Below are 14,231 nucleotides of genomic sequence, written 5' to 3'. Positions count from 1 at the left end.
TATGAAATGGAGTTTCATCAGATGAAACAAGGAGGCGCATATATGCCAAGCAAGGACCATTTTTCGCTATCCAAGAGCCTGGTGTCAGGTGGCAAAACTTATCGCTACTATCATCTTAATTCCCTCGAAGAGCAAGGTGCAGGCGACATTTCCTCCCTGCCTTTTTCGATCAAAGTATTACTTGAGGCCGCTGTCCGCCAATATGACGGACGGGCGATTACGGAAGAACATGTTAAGCAGCTGGCCGGCTGGGCAGGCGGCATCGACCGCAATAAAGAAATCCCGTTTATTCCTGCCCGGATCGTACTGCAGGATTTCACTGGTGTTCCGGTCGTTGTCGATCTGGCTGCTATGCGCGATACTGTTAAGAAAGCAGGCGGCGATCCCAAGAAGATCAATCCGCTGGTGCCCGTAGATCTTGTTATTGACCACTCCGTAATGGTCGATGCTTTCGGCACAGCCGATGCGCTCGATTATAATATGAACGTTGAGTTCGAACGGAATGAAGAACGTTACCGCTTCCTGCGCTGGGCGCAGACTGCGTTCAACAACTTCCGCGCCGTTCCTCCGGCAACCGGAATCGTGCATCAGGTCAACCTGGAGTATCTGGCTTCTGTTGCTGCTACAAAGACCGTTGACGGTGAAACGGTAGTCTATCCGGATTCCCTCGTCGGCACAGACTCCCATACCACCATGATTAACGGCCTTGGCGTCGTTGGCTGGGGTGTCGGCGGGATCGAGGCCGAAGCCGGGATGCTGGGGCAGCCGCTGTATTTTGTCACACCGGATGTTGTAGGCTTCAAGCTTACAGGCAGTCTGGTGGAAGGCGCTACAGCAACCGACCTGGCACTGACCGTTACCCAAATGCTCCGTAAAAAAGGCGTCGTCGGCAAATTCGTCGAATTCTACGGTCCGGGTCTGGCCAACATCAGTCTGGCTGACCGCGCAACCGTCGCTAATATGGCTCCTGAGTATGGGGCAACCATCGGATTCTTCCCTGTTGATGACGAAACGCTTGCTTACCTGCGCAGCACCGGCCGTCCGGATGAACTGGTTGAACTGGTCGGAGATTACTATAAGGCACAGGGCATGTTCCGCACCGCTGATACTCCTGATCCGCAGTTCAGCGACATTATCGAGCTTGACCTGGCCTCCGTTGTTCCGAGCCTTGCCGGACCGAAACGTCCGCAGGACCGGGTAGAGCTGACACACATGAAGGAGAACTTCGAAGGTATTATCCGCACACCGGTTGATAAAGGCGGATATGGCCTCAGCGATGAGAAGATTGCCGAGGTTGTTGAGGTGCAGCATAAGAACGGAACCACCAGCAAGATGGGCACGGGAGCCGTTGTTATTGCCGCAATCACCAGCTGCACGAATACCTCCAACCCAAGCGTTATGCTCGGTGCGGGGCTGCTCGCCAAAAAGGCTGTAGAACGCGGGCTTACCAAACCGGGATACGTGAAAAGCAGTTTGACCCCGGGTTCCCTTGTAGTTACTGAATATCTGCAGAAGGCCGATTTGCTGAAGCCGCTGGAAGCCCTGGGCTTCTATCTGGCCGGATACGGCTGCGCGACCTGTATCGGCAACTCCGGTCCGCTGCCGGACGAAGTGAGTCAGGCCATCTCCGAGCATGATATGACAGTAGCCGCTGTAATCTCCGGTAACCGTAACTTTGAAGGCCGCGTGCATGCCCAGGTCAAAGCCAACTATCTGGCTTCACCGCCGCTTGTTGTCGCTTACGCCTTGGCCGGTACGGTTAACATTGATCTGCAGACCGAGCCGCTCGGCTATGACCCGCAGGGAGAGCCTGTCTTCCTGAAGGATATCTGGCCAACTTCCGCTGAAATCCGCGAAGCCATCGGTCTCTCCCTGAGTCCGGAAATGTTCCGCCGCAAATATGAGAATGTCTTCACCGCTAACGAACGCTGGAATTCGATTCCTGTTCCGGAAGGCGAGCTGTATGAATGGGATGATAACTCTACCTACATTCAGAACCCGCCATTCTTTGAGAATCTGGCTGACGGCATCGGCGATATCAAAGACATCAGCAACGCACGTGTGCTGGCACTGCTGGGTGATTCTGTTACAACTGACCACATCTCGCCTGCAGGCAATATTTCCACTTCCGGCCCTGCCGGGGAATATCTGCGCAGTCACGGTGTAGAACGCGCCGACTTCAACTCCTATGGCTCCCGCCGCGGAAACCACGAGGTCATGATGCGCGGTACATTCGCCAACATCCGGATCCGCAATGCCGTTGCTCCGGGTACGGAAGGCGGCGTGACCACCTTCCTGCCAAGCGAAGAAGTCATGTCCATCTACGATGCTTCCATGCTGTACCAGTCGGCAGGCCAGAACCTGGTCGTTATTGCCGGTAAGGAGTACGGCACAGGCAGCTCACGCGACTGGGCAGCCAAAGGCACATTGCTCCTTGGCGTCAAAGCCGTCATCGCCGAGAGCTTCGAGCGGATTCACCGCAGCAACCTGGTCGGCATGGGCGTACTTCCGCTGCAGTTCCAGGAAGGCCACGGCTGGAGCAGCATGGGGCTGACCGGACGCGAGACCTTCAACATCACCGGCCTCGACAATAACGTGCTGCCGGGCCAGGAACTGACCGTCACTGCTACCCGTGAAGACGGTACACAGTTCGACTTCCCGGTCATTGCCCGGCTGGACAGTACCGTTGACATTGATTACTACCGCAACGGCGGCATTCTGCAGACGGTGCTCCGCCAGATGCTGGCTGATGCTACCGCTTCGGAAACAGCACTGCCGGTGGAATAAACCCGCCTTAACCGCAACAGAATCAGAAATATAGAAACAGCCCCCGGTACTCCTCTGTGAGCACCGGGGGCTGTCTCTATTTTAAATCTCAATCCGTTCCGAGTTCAAAATCCGCTTGTAGACCAAGGCGATAATTTGTGAGCGGTCAGTCACATTCATTTTAGTAAAAATCCGGCTCAAATGGTTCTTAACCGTATGCTCACTAATGAATAGGGCGCTGGCGATTTCTTTGTTCGTCTTCCCGTGCACAATCAGCTCCAGCACTTCTTCCTCCCGCGGAGATATACCCCATTCTTCCTTGGGCAGTGTCAAGGCAGCACTGTCCAGCAGCCTCTTCCCGGTAATCACTCTTTTCTTCGGCGGAGAATCCGCATGACTCCGCAGAAAAGACTGAAACGACGACAGCAGCTGATCCCCGACCACAGCGGTTACCGCAGAGTCCAGGCGGAACCTGGACGGATCGATCCATTTTTGCGGAGAACCTTCAAGCTGTTCCGGCTCGGCCTGTCCTCCGATATGGTGAAGCACAAGTGCCAGCACTTGAACAACTAACGGCAAGACCGGCTTCTCCATTCCTGAATGGTAGGCTGGCATTTGGTCCACCTGTTTAAGCACCATAAGCTCAGGCTTGAAAAAACCGTATTCGGCGACAAGCTCAGTCCGGAACGGAGCCAGCAGACCCGCCAGCTTCACTTGTTCCGATTCAGCTTCTGAAAGGCCGAGGAAGCGGGCAAAGGTACAGGCCATGTCCGATACATCCAGCGAAAGGTTCTGTAATAAGGAATGATTATTCTGAAGAAACTGGCGTAAATTTCTCAGAAACACTTCTGACTGCTTCAAATATCTGGCGTCCTTCTCGATAAGACTTATGGACGTTCCGGCCAGAGCGGCAACAGTCTCTAGCAGGGTCATCCACAGCTCTGCTTCTTCCCGCTGCCTGAATCCAACGGATAACACGCCCCTGAATTCATTCCCGGACATCAGTGGACATTCTAGCAGGAGGAATCCCATGGCAGTCTCGTGGAAAATGGCTGACGACAGAAAAGATTGCGGGGAATAGCGGGCTTCCAGCTCCTGAATATAGTAAGCTTCAGACTCAGGCGTCCATCCTCTGGCGAAATATGTATTAGCAGGATATCCTTTATCCTGGAAGTAGACCAGTACAGAAGACGGATAAAATGGCAGCCCCATCACTACATTAAGTATCTGTTCCCCCAGCTCATGCAAAGATCGGCTCTGCGGGAGCAGTGCCGCCGCTTCCTTAAGCCATAGTGTACCTTCCTTGCCCAGCTGCGCCTGGCGCAGCAGCTCTTCTCCCCGCTCGGATATACCCAGAAGCGAAGCAATCATTTTCTCCTGGTGCCCGCTCCCGCTCTCCAGGCTGTTTCTTCCTGTACCGGCTGTGAACATAAGGGCTCTCTTGCACTTATTAATCCGAACAGGATAACAAGATAGATATTCAGGCATTTCCAGTCCCAGCTGAGTGAAAAAAAGCGCTCTCGGATCTTTGGAAACCGCCTGCCAATGACGAGGCTCTTTACCTAGCGCGGCCTGACCCAAAAAGCCGTCCCCTTGCTGAAAAACCGCACCCTGCAGCAGACGGGCATCCTTTCCCGCTGCGTACTTCACCCTGAATTGACCTTCGTCCGTTTCCATGGCCAAGGCATACAAATCTCCCGCTGCCGTCTCGGCCAGCATCTGTAGGACTGCTTCAATATTCAGAAAATCTTCTTCCAGATTTCCCAGAAGCCGCGTCATGATCATACCGGTTCGTTCTTCCTGCGGTTTAACCGCCCAGCCGGCGAACAACTTACTCAGCAGACTGCTCAGCACCGTTAATTTCTCCCTGATTTCCGCTATCCGTTCCTGGCTATACTCAGGCATGGCAAGAAGCTCCGTATGGAGCTGCTTATAATCGGGGTGATGCTTCATTCGGGCCCCGAAAAGTTCCAGCACCTGTTCCTTGGCTCCCTGCTCCATGTAAAGTCCTGACCATAAATAGTAAATCTGGCCATACCCCGAAACCAGCGGACTGACGACATACTTTAGTCCCGGAATCCACTCCTCTAAGACGGTAGGGTGTGAGAACGGTCCCAGCCGGTGCAGCGGCGGTCCAAAGGGCCGTTCGAACCCCTGCAGTGAAGCCAGCATTTCCCCGTAGAACTTTCCGGTGATTGTGGGACGGGTGATCATGTCCCCTTCCTGATCGGTAAGCACAATAGCCTGACTCATTACAGCACCAAACGTGTCTTGAAGCTGCTGAATCTCCTCCATCAAAGAATCGGGTATTCCCACTTTTATATTCATAGAATCACCCCATACCCAAAATCAACCGAAAGATCATATATAGACAAATTCTCCATTTCCAATTTACTCCCACTTTACCTTTGCTTTACTTTTATTTACCCTCATCTTACGTTCCTATAACGGATAATCTTGTTTAATCGATCATCAGGCCCATTTCGGCTGCATTTTCTGTCAGAATGGCAGCATATTGCTCCAGCGTCTCCCGGGACAGCCGGCTGACCGGCCCCGATAGTGACAGGGCTGCCACCACCTTGCCGCTGCGTCCTACAATCGGTACGGCCACTGCAGCCGCTCCGGGTTCCCGTTCCTCGAAGCTGGTCGCATAGCCGCAGCGCGTAATTTCCTTCAGCTGCTCCAGATAGAGGCTCCGGTCAACGGCCTCCGGCCAGGAGGAGTCAGCCAGCAGTCGCACCTGCACTTCAGGCGGCGCGTAGGCAGCCAGCACCTTGCTGGAGGCGCCTACGGACAGCGGCAGCCGGGCCCCAATCTGCGCTACGCGCCGGATGGCCTGACGGCTCTGCACCGCCTGGATGCGTACGCGCTCCAGGTCATCGCGCAGGTACAGGCTGACCGTCTCCCCGAGCCGGTCACGCAGCCGCTCCATTGCCGGGAGCAGCAGTGCCGCCGGTTCATCCAGTGTCGGCAGGTGGGTGGACAGCTCCCAGATGCGGATGCCGAGCCGGTATTTGTCCGTCGCTTCATTACGCAGCAGAAAGCCCTTCTCCTCCAGTGTCGTCAGCAGCCGGTGTACTGTGCTTTTATGCAGACTGATTTTGGCGGCAATCTCCGTCAGGCTTAAATCGCTCTCCTGTGTAAAGCAAAGCAATATATCCAGCGCACGTTCTACGGCGCGAACAGTCAATTTACGGTCCTCCACAGCGTTCTCCCCTTACTTGTTTCATTAAATGAAACCCGGTTACATTATTCTACATAATCAACTCTATCTTAGAGCAAAAGTCCAAAGAAAGTCCAGCATATTCACAGGTCCGGAAAAGCTTGGATTCCAGTTTACAGTTAGATTACAAAACGCGCGAATTCATTGACTTTGCCGGGTCATGACCCTACGATTAAACATATGAACTATTTTCTAGGAGTGGACGTTATGGATCTGGCAACTACACATACTGGCACCCCGGTCTCCCGTAAGCCTGATAAGCAAAAGCCAGGTGCGGCACACCAGCTTTCTCTGCGGATGATTCGCGTTAAACATATTGTTGTAGCACTTTTATTGTCGATATTTTTCTTTTTTGTCTTCTGCTTCATTGCACTCCATGCCTATATCGCCTGGGTGCTGTCCAATCCGACGGTAGCCCCTCTCTATTCCACACCTATGATCGCCAAAGGGCTGGAGTATGAGGATGTGACTTTCCCTGCACTGGATGGCAGCCGTACGATGCAGGGCTGGTACATTCCGTCCGAAGGCGCCACCAAGACTATCGTCTTCAGCCATGGGTACGGGGCCAACCGCGAAGAGACCTGGGTTCCGATGTATGACCTGGCACACTATGCGCACAGCCTGAATTTCAATGTTGTCATGTTCGACTACGGCTTTGCTTCCCAGACTAACAAGGACATTGCCACCGGCGGCAAAAAAGAATCCCAGCAGCTGCTCGGGGCCATAAAATTCGCCAAAGAGAGGGGAGCCAGCGAAATCGTCGTCTGGGGCTTCTCGATGGGTGCAGGAACTGCACTCCAGGCGGGACTTGTGACGAAGGATGTCGATGCGATGATTCTGGACAGCACCTTCCTGCTGGAGCCGGACACGCTCTACCATAATATCAAGCAGAATATCAACCTTCCCCGCCAGCCTTCTCTTGAGATTATGGAAATGCTGTTTCCCGTGCTGAATGGTACAGGACTGAATCAGATTCCTTATTCCAAGGTAAAGAAACAGGACTATGCCTTCCCGATTCTGTTCATGCACGGCACCATGGATGACAAGGCACCTTATCCGATTGCGGAGGAACTGGCGGCAAACCAGAGCAATCCGTACTCCGATTCATGGATTATAGAAGACAGCCACCATGAGCTGCTCTTCCGTGAGCATCCCCGCGAGTATCTGCGGCGTGTCTCCGCCTTTCTCGGCAATGTCCAGCTGGCCAAGTCTCAGGAGAACAGCCAGACTTCGACGGCAAGCAAATAATTACAGGATCCTTATGCAAAATAGCGCACAGAGCGTACCTGAAAAATACGGCTCTGTGCGTTTTTTGTTATTCTTTTTAATCAGCAGCTGCTCCCGCCGTACCCGTTAACTCTCATAACCTCCCTTTTATGCTCATATACTGAAGCGTTAATGAATCATGACGGGAGGTCTGCCAGCAATGCTATATATCTACGGGCCACTGCTGCCTGTGCGCATTCTTGAGGAAATTATTTTCTGGAAAACCCAGGAGAAGGAGCATACCGAGGTCATCAAAGCGATTGTTCCGAACCTGGAGGAGCCTTACGTCAGACTGCTGGACGAATGGGCTGTGGTCTTCGGAGCTACAGAGCAGGCCGCACGGCGGCTGCTGGAAGCCTCGCTCGGTCCCTCACCTGCCGGACACGCAGGGCTTGCCGCCGAAACGGAACAGCTGGTGCACACCTCCTGCGCCCAATCCCGCGAGTTCATCCGCCAGCTGAACGCCTTGCGGGAAGCAAGCAAAGCTGTAAAGGCCCAGCCGCTTGCCGGAACGGTGCTCCTGCATATTATCCGCGAATCGGAGTATTTCCTCGCTGTGCTGGGAACGCTGAACACCCCGGGACAGGTCGCCGGACTCATGCGGAATGTAGCTGTTGATCCGCCAGCTCAACTCCCCTTGGATTACAGGACGGAGAGCCCGGGCAATCAGGAGCAGGCTGGGCTCAACGCTTCGCTGCCCGAAGCCCGGGAAACGGGCAGTGTACCTATCGGCGGTCACACCTTGCCACCGCTTCCCTATGCCTATAATGCACTGGAGCCTTATATTGATGAAAAGACAATGACTATCCATCATGACAAACACCACAAAAGCTATGTAGACGGACTGAACAAAGCGGAAGTTAAGCTGGCAGAAGCCCGCAAACGCGGTGATTTTGATCTGGTTAAGCATTGGGAACGGGAGCTGGCCTTCAACGGTGCCGGTCATTATCTGCATACGATCTTCTGGAATGTCATGTCGCCCCAAGGCGGCGGACGCCCCACCGGAGCGCTGCTTGATGGCATTGAGCGCAGCTTCGGCAGCTATGACGCCTTCAAGACACAATTCAGCGAAGCGGCGGGTAAGGTTGAAGGCGGCGGCTGGGCGATTCTCGTCTGGAGCCCGCGCAGCCGCAGGCTGGAAATCCTGACCGCAGAGAAGCACCAGAATCTGTCGCAATGGGATGTGGTTCCGCTGCTGGCTCTGGATGTCTGGGAGCATGCCTACTACCTTAAGCACCAGAGTGACCGGGCGGGCTATATTAAGGACTGGTGGAAGGTCGTCAATTGGCCTTACGTCTCTGAGCGTTATGCCGCAGCCCGCAAGCTGATGTGGCAGCCCTATTAAGCTGACTGTGCCGCCGGCTCCGCTGTAGCCGTTTCCCAAGCGGGACCCAAAAAGCCCGTCCAACACCGTAGTGTCGGGCGGGCTTTTTGGCGATGCGAATCCGGTTTATGCCTTCTCCGCTCTATTCTTTAATCAAGGCCAGGAACTCTGCGCGTGCAGAAGCATCTTCACGGAAAGAACCTCTGGTCGCCATGGTTACCGTCTTGCTGCCGGGTTTCTTCACCCCGCGGGAGCACATGCACAGATGTTCCCCCTCCACAACTACCATCACACCATGCGGGCCCAGCACCTCTACCATAATGTCTGCAATTTGTGCTGTAATGCGTTCCTGCACCTGCAGGCGCCGGCTTACAGCCTCCACCAGCCGGGCCAGCTTGCTAAGCCCGGCAATATGTCCGCTTGGAACATAGCCGATATGCACCTTGCCGAAGAAAGGGGCCATGTGATGCTCACACTGGCTGTAATAGACGATATCTTTTACAATGACCAGTTCTTCATGAGACTCATCAAATGTTACACCGAGCGCCTCGCGGGGATCTATTGAATAACCGCCAAATATCTCCTCGTACATCCGCGTGACTCGTGCCGGCGTATCCAGCAATCCTTCACGGCTGGTGTCTTCTCCGATTAATTCCAATATTTTCGCAACGTGGTACTCGATCTGCTCACGGTTCGCCGAAACTTTGCCGTTCACGTATTCCTTGATGCCTCCCATGAAGCCTCCCCCTTCCGTCCGGTTACCCTTATCTCATTTATCCGGAACCGTTTATCTGCCTTTGCGGCCCTGTTTTGATTTAGCAGCAGGAGCACGTCCAGGCTGATTATTGTTTTTGAGCATTTGCTGGGCACGCTGCATTTGCTTACCGTTCAGGTTATAGCCCATTTGTTTTGCAACCTTTTGCAGCATTTCAGGATCATTCTGCATCGTTGTCATTTGTCTGCGCAGATAGAAAACACCAATGGCAAATCCGCCGATCAGACCTACGACAAGCGTAATAATAGGTAATGCAATATTCATCTAAAGTCCACCTCTGCACTCTTTTGTCGGCATTGCCCGAATGGGCACGCGATTCTATCATAGCATTTCAACAACCGGACAGCAATTGGTAAATCCCATGAGCTAAAAGAGATATATCCCGGTCTGGTCCTGTGCCGATTGCCCGGCTTCCAGCTCCAGCAGGCGGCTCTTAACCGCCAGGCCTCCGGCATAACCCACAAGCGCACCTGCGGCTCCAATTACCCGGTGGCAGGGCACGATTACCGGCACGGGATTACGGTTATTGGCTCCGCCGACTGCGCGTACCGCCTGGCGGTTCCCGACCGCCAGCGCCATCTCTTTATAGGAAGCTGATTCACCGTAGGGAATCGTACGCAGCGCTTCCCACACCTGCCGCTGGAACGGCGTTCCACGCATATCCAGCGGCAGCTTGAATTCCCGCAGCTCTCCGGCAAAATAGGCAGTAAGCTGATGTTTGGCTTCGGCAAGCTTCTCTTCATCAGGCCTTAATTCCACTGCCCCGACCTGCAGCTTGAGCCATTTATTCATATTCTCCCTGGTCTCTGCGAGTGACCCGAACTTGATCAGGCACAGCCCCAGGTCTGTTGCACATAACGTCAAGGGACCTATCAGCGATTCCAGCTCACCGTAATAAACTGCCGTCCGGTTGCCGGGCCCGGCCTCTGCAAGCTTATTCATCGGCTTTATCCTCCCGGTTCAGCAGCTTATCCTGGGCCCTGATCAGCATCTCCCGCACCTCGGCAACCTCTTCACCCTGCAGCGCCTGTTCGACAGCCCCCAGTGCCTCCTTGCCGCCGATCTTTCCCAGCGCCCAGGCTGCGGTTCCGCGCATCTCCGGACGGGTCTCCCGCAGGACAATCTCCGTAAGCTTCGGAACGGCCCCAGCCTCCTTGAAGTTTCCAAGGGCAATAACCGCATTCCGCTGGATCGGCTTCTTACCGCGCCAGGCCGCCGAGCTCATGCCGAACTTCTCTTTGAATTCACGGTTACTGAGTTCAAGAATCGGCAGGAGGAGCGGCTTAACAACCTCCGGATCCGGCTGCAGCTCGGGACGGTGGTTCCAGCTCTTGCCCCGGTTTTTGGGGCAGACAATCTGGCAGGTATCGCAGCCGTACAGGCGGTTGCCGATCTTCGTCATGTATTCCTCGCTCAGGAACCCCTTGGTCTGGGTCAAAAAGGAGATGCAGGCCTGGGCGTTGAGCTGCCCGGGTCCAACCAGAGCACCTGTAGGACAGGCATCAATACATTTCGTGCACTCTCCGCAGCCATCCTCAACTGCAGCATCGGGAGGGAACGGAATGTTCGTTACCATCTCTCCCAGATAGATCCATGATCCCCATTTCGGAGAAATAATTGCACAATTCTTACCGCTGAAGCCGATTCCCGCCCGTTCCGCTACAGCCCGGTCCACCAGCACGCCGGTATCGACCATACTTTCCATTACCGCATCAGGTACGCGTTCACGGATGAAGCCTTCGAGCTTCTCCAGCGCTTCACGCAGCACATGGTGATAGTCACGGCCCCAGGAGGCCCGGGCGAGTATGCCCCGCCGCGCCCCGGGTTCCGACTTTGGCGGATTCTCCATTTTGGAGGGATAAGCTACAGCAATTGCGAGAATAGACAATGGTTCACCGGACTTTAGCGCCGGGACTGTCCGCTTATCCAGATCCGGTTCTTCAAAACCGGATTCATACCCCTTATCCCGGTGCTCCTGAAGAATGTTTTTCAAATATAGAAAAGGGTCGGCCGCAGCAAACCCGATATCATCGATGCCAAGCTGCGGTGCAGCCGCCTTAATTTCAGCCTTCAGATGTTCCCACTTGGAGAGCGGCGGGGCATATGCTGACTGAGCTTTGTTGTTCATTTCCGCCTTCTCCTTTACTAGTTTCTTATTTATACGGCCTAACTATCCGTTCTTACAATGCGCCCAGCTTAGACAGAGGCCACCAGATATACTCGACCTTTCCAACGATGGTTGACAGCGGGACCGGGCCAAAAAAGCGGCTGTCCTTGCTGGCTCCGGCATGGCGGTTGTCCCCCATAACAAAATAGGTCCCCTTCTCAACCGTCAGCGCCGGGAAATCGGAATCCTCAATGTCCGTATCAATATAGGGTTCATCCGCCAGTTCACCGTTTACGTATAGCTGATGTTCTTTTACTTCTATAATATCTCCCGGGATCCCGATCACCCGCTTCACCAGATATTCCTTCCGGTCCGGCCCGGTACTGGGGTCATGGAGTACAATAACATCGCCCCGTCCGGGGGCTGCAAAGCTAAGGGTAATCTTATTAATGACCAGCTTCTCCCCTTCATACAGCGTAGGCTGCATGGAGTGGCCTATTACGGTCGAGACATTGAACACAAATATATTAAGCAGGGACATGATTGCAAATACAATTACGGCCGTGATGAGCCAGTTCCTTAGTTCGACAATCCATTTGGGCCCCTGTCCTTTTCTGGAGCCGGTATGGGTGACAGAGCGGTATCTATGCTTGCGGCCACGCTTGAATTCCCCTTCGATTTCCCCGTTCATATGCCACCCTCTTGCCTCAAATGATAAATAAGGCCCTGCTGAAACTTTTGCCCGTAACAATAGAAAAGCATATCTCCCAGCCATTTGCAATGGACACCGGGAAGATATGCTTTAGTATAATGGAACAGACTATGCAAGTCGTCATAGTTCTCTATTCTAGTAAATGTTTCCGCTTTCGCCGCGCCGAAATCAAAGAAAGTTAGCCGACGATGCTGAGCTTACGTACTGATTTGAAGATTTGATTCTCGTTATAACCCATTGCTTCATACAGCGGCAGTGCAAAGGCGTTATGCTCATCAACGGCTACAAAAATACCGCTGACCTTGCGTGCCTGGAACCTGTTCTCCATCGCCGATACCAAACTTCTGCCAATTCCTCTGCGGCGGTAATCGGGATGAATGGCAATGCGGAAATAACAGCCATGGTTCTTCTCGATCGTACCAATCAGCGCACCAACAATTTCTCCTTCTTCCTCAGCAACTACAATGAGATCGGAATCCCAAGAAAGCTGCCTGGAGAAGGGCTCGATCGTGCTCTCGAAACATTCTTCCGATAATGCGGTCTGCAGCAATTCAGTCACAGGGGTAACGTCGCTTAATTGAAAGGAACGAACGTGCATTCTTTAAAATCTCCCTTTTCTATGGCTTAGAATTTAACAAAAAGAAGGAGTTCCCGTAACAGTAAACAAAGAAAAAAAAGCATAAGAAAAACCCAATGGATGATTTCGAAGAAGTTACCGGATCCATCGTCTGAAGAGATTTTTCTCCTGGTTAAAGAAGTATTAACCGAATGTTAAGCGGCCCGAAACATCTTCAATGTTCAAAAATCGAGGAATACCTGCTTTTATCTCTATTAAAGCATACTTTTCTCGTGATATCACCATTTTTCTTTAGTAAGCGCTTTATATCAAGCGCTTTCATTGAACAACTTTACACAATTTCTTTAAAAAGGTAACTTTTCGTGTATAAACGTTCACACTCCGGGGGAATCTATATTTTTAACATAGCGTTAACACTTCCGGTCAGGTAATCGGGGATTCACTTTACAAACATTAATGTTTGTTTAATGTTGCATTATTGTTCCAGATACGGTTTAATAATAGTATCTTATTGGATATATACCCTATAAGACGGATCGGACATAAGGGGTTTTGACGTCAAGACCGCCAAAATTCTTTATCATACAAATTCTAATAAACTCAGGAGGGATTTTTCCATGGCATTTCAATTACCGGCACTTCCTTATCCGAACAACGCTCTCGAACCGCACATCGACGCATTGACGATGGAAATTCACCACGACAGACACCATAACACTTATGTGACGAACCTGAACGCTGCTTTGGAAAAGGCACCCGAACTGCAAGACAAGAGCATCGAGGAACTCCTCACTGACCTGAACGCAGTACCTGAAGCGATCCGCACTGCAGTCCGTAACAACGGCGGCGGACACGCTAACCACACCCTGTTCTGGGAAGTTATCGGACCGAACGGCGGCGGCGCACCAACAGGCGCACTCGCAGCAGCCATTGACAGCGAACTGGGCGGCTTCGATAAATTCAAAGAAGATTTTGCTACTGCAGCAACTACCCGTTTCGGCAGCGGCTGGGCTTGGCTCGTTGTTAAAGACGGCAAGCTGGCTGTAACAAGCACACCAAACCAGGACAACCCGATCAGCGAAGGCGCAACACCTATCCTCGGCCTTGACGTTTGGGAGCATGCCTACTACCTGAACTACCAAAACAAACGCCCTGATTACATCAAAGCTTTCTGGAATGTAGTCAACTGGGAAGAAGTCGGCAAACGTTACGAAAGCGCAAAATAAGGATCCGCAGCCTATACAGCTGCCGCCTTACTATAGCGCCTATATTTCATAGCTTAAGCATAACGGCTGCACCGTCCGCTGAGGACCGGATGCAGCCGTTTTTGTGCTATCGATGTGCTGTGCCCCAGAGGGGAAGGCTGCAAGCAGGATTTATCGATTGCTCCCGCTCAGGCTGAGGCCCCCGCATTAACTGTATTCCCTGCAGTTATTTCGCCTGAACTCTCCGCAAGACTGCATGCAACAGTATTTCCTGCA

10 protein-coding genes and 1 pseudogene are annotated in these 14,231 nt (G+C 52.9%); 4 read left to right on the top strand and 7 right to left on the bottom strand.

The features are described 5' to 3' along the window. The first annotated feature begins 42 nt into the window (after positions 1-42). Positions 43-2,787: an aconitate hydratase AcnA gene (acnA, locus tag JRJ22_RS02380; protein ID WP_206103036.1), complete on the top strand. Its 2,745-nt coding sequence runs from the start codon at positions 43-45 to the stop codon at positions 2,785-2,787. Positions 2,788-2,868: 81 nt separating this feature from the next. Here the strand turns inward: acnA and JRJ22_RS29405 are convergent, their stop codons facing one another. Both JRJ22_RS29405 and JRJ22_RS02370 read right to left on the bottom strand, forming a co-directional pair. Then, positions 2,869-5,094, bottom strand: coding sequence for a response regulator transcription factor (locus tag JRJ22_RS29405; RefSeq protein ID WP_269751867.1), 2,226 nt, complete (start codon positions 5,092-5,094; stop codon positions 2,869-2,871). Positions 5,095-5,227: 133 nt separating this feature from the next. Further along, positions 5,228-5,971 (bottom strand): IclR family transcriptional regulator, encoded by a 744-nt coding sequence (locus JRJ22_RS02370; protein ID WP_206103034.1) that lies wholly within the window; start codon positions 5,969-5,971, stop codon positions 5,228-5,230. A 225-nt stretch (positions 5,972-6,196) separates the two neighbouring features. On the opposite strand from JRJ22_RS02370, the gene JRJ22_RS02365 reads away from it, so the two are divergent. Then, complete coding sequence (locus JRJ22_RS02365) at positions 6,197-7,237, top strand: alpha/beta hydrolase (protein ID WP_206103033.1); 1,041 nt, start codon at positions 6,197-6,199, stop codon at positions 7,235-7,237. A gap of 178 nt (positions 7,238-7,415) precedes the next feature. After that, positions 7,416-8,600: a Fe-Mn family superoxide dismutase gene (locus JRJ22_RS02360; RefSeq protein WP_206103031.1), complete on the top strand. Its 1,185-nt coding sequence runs from the start codon at positions 7,416-7,418 to the stop codon at positions 8,598-8,600. Positions 8,601-8,721: 121 nt separating this feature from the next. Here the strand turns inward: JRJ22_RS02360 and folE are convergent, their stop codons facing one another. From folE to JRJ22_RS02330, 5 genes and pseudogenes are all read right to left on the bottom strand, one after another. Beyond that, positions 8,722-9,315 (bottom strand): GTP cyclohydrolase I FolE, encoded by a 594-nt coding sequence (gene folE, locus JRJ22_RS02355; RefSeq protein WP_206103029.1) that lies wholly within the window; start codon positions 9,313-9,315, stop codon positions 8,722-8,724. Between the two features lie 51 nt (positions 9,316-9,366). Next, positions 9,367-9,618: a YneF family protein gene (locus tag JRJ22_RS02350; protein ID WP_206103028.1), complete on the bottom strand. Its 252-nt coding sequence runs from the start codon at positions 9,616-9,618 to the stop codon at positions 9,367-9,369. A 102-nt stretch (positions 9,619-9,720) separates the two neighbouring features. Further along, a pseudogene (gene queG, locus JRJ22_RS02340) lies at positions 9,721-11,482 on the bottom strand (tRNA epoxyqueuosine(34) reductase QueG). Positions 11,483-11,534: 52 nt separating this feature from the next. Beyond that, positions 11,535-12,152: a signal peptidase I gene (gene lepB, locus JRJ22_RS02335; protein WP_232381006.1), complete on the bottom strand. Its 618-nt coding sequence runs from the start codon at positions 12,150-12,152 to the stop codon at positions 11,535-11,537. A gap of 199 nt (positions 12,153-12,351) precedes the next feature. Continuing rightward, positions 12,352-12,771, bottom strand: a complete 420-nt coding sequence (locus JRJ22_RS02330) for a GNAT family N-acetyltransferase (RefSeq protein WP_206103024.1) — start codon at positions 12,769-12,771, stop codon at positions 12,352-12,354. Between the two features lie 596 nt (positions 12,772-13,367). Here JRJ22_RS02330 and JRJ22_RS02325 point away from each other — a divergent pair. Then, complete coding sequence (locus tag JRJ22_RS02325) at positions 13,368-13,976, top strand: superoxide dismutase (protein WP_054943040.1); 609 nt, start codon at positions 13,368-13,370, stop codon at positions 13,974-13,976. Positions 13,977-14,231 lie beyond the last annotated feature (255 nt).

Origin of the sequence: Paenibacillus tianjinensis (assembly GCF_017086365.1) — a bacterium.
Classification (GTDB): Bacteria; Bacillota; Bacilli; order Paenibacillales; family Paenibacillaceae; genus Paenibacillus_AQ; species Paenibacillus_AQ tianjinensis.
Note: the sequence above shows the minus strand (reverse complement) of the source record. Positions and strands in the feature narration are given on the sequence as shown.

What these genes read in the sequence shown, in the direction of transcription:
- acnA (WP_206103036.1), top strand. Translation starts at nt 43, where the DNA reads ATGCCAAGCAAGGACCATTTTTCGCTATCCAAGAGCCTGGTGTCAGGT.
- JRJ22_RS29405 (WP_269751867.1), bottom strand. Translation starts at nt 5,094, where the DNA reads ATGAATATAAAAGTGGGAATACCCGATTCTTTGATGGAGGAGATTCAG.
- JRJ22_RS02365 (WP_206103033.1), top strand. Translation starts at nt 6,197, where the DNA reads ATGGATCTGGCAACTACACATACTGGCACCCCGGTCTCCCGTAAGCCT.
- JRJ22_RS02360 (WP_206103031.1), top strand. Translation starts at nt 7,416, where the DNA reads ATGCTATATATCTACGGGCCACTGCTGCCTGTGCGCATTCTTGAGGAA.
- folE (WP_206103029.1), bottom strand. Translation starts at nt 9,315, where the DNA reads ATGGGAGGCATCAAGGAATACGTGAACGGCAAAGTTTCGGCGAACCGT.
- JRJ22_RS02350 (WP_206103028.1), bottom strand. Translation starts at nt 9,618, where the DNA reads ATGAATATTGCATTACCTATTATTACGCTTGTCGTAGGTCTGATCGGC.
- lepB (WP_232381006.1), bottom strand. Translation starts at nt 12,152, where the DNA reads ATGAACGGGGAAATCGAAGGGGAATTCAAGCGTGGCCGCAAGCATAGA.
- JRJ22_RS02330 (WP_206103024.1), bottom strand. Translation starts at nt 12,771, where the DNA reads ATGCACGTTCGTTCCTTTCAATTAAGCGACGTTACCCCTGTGACTGAA.
- JRJ22_RS02325 (WP_054943040.1), top strand. Translation starts at nt 13,368, where the DNA reads ATGGCATTTCAATTACCGGCACTTCCTTATCCGAACAACGCTCTCGAA.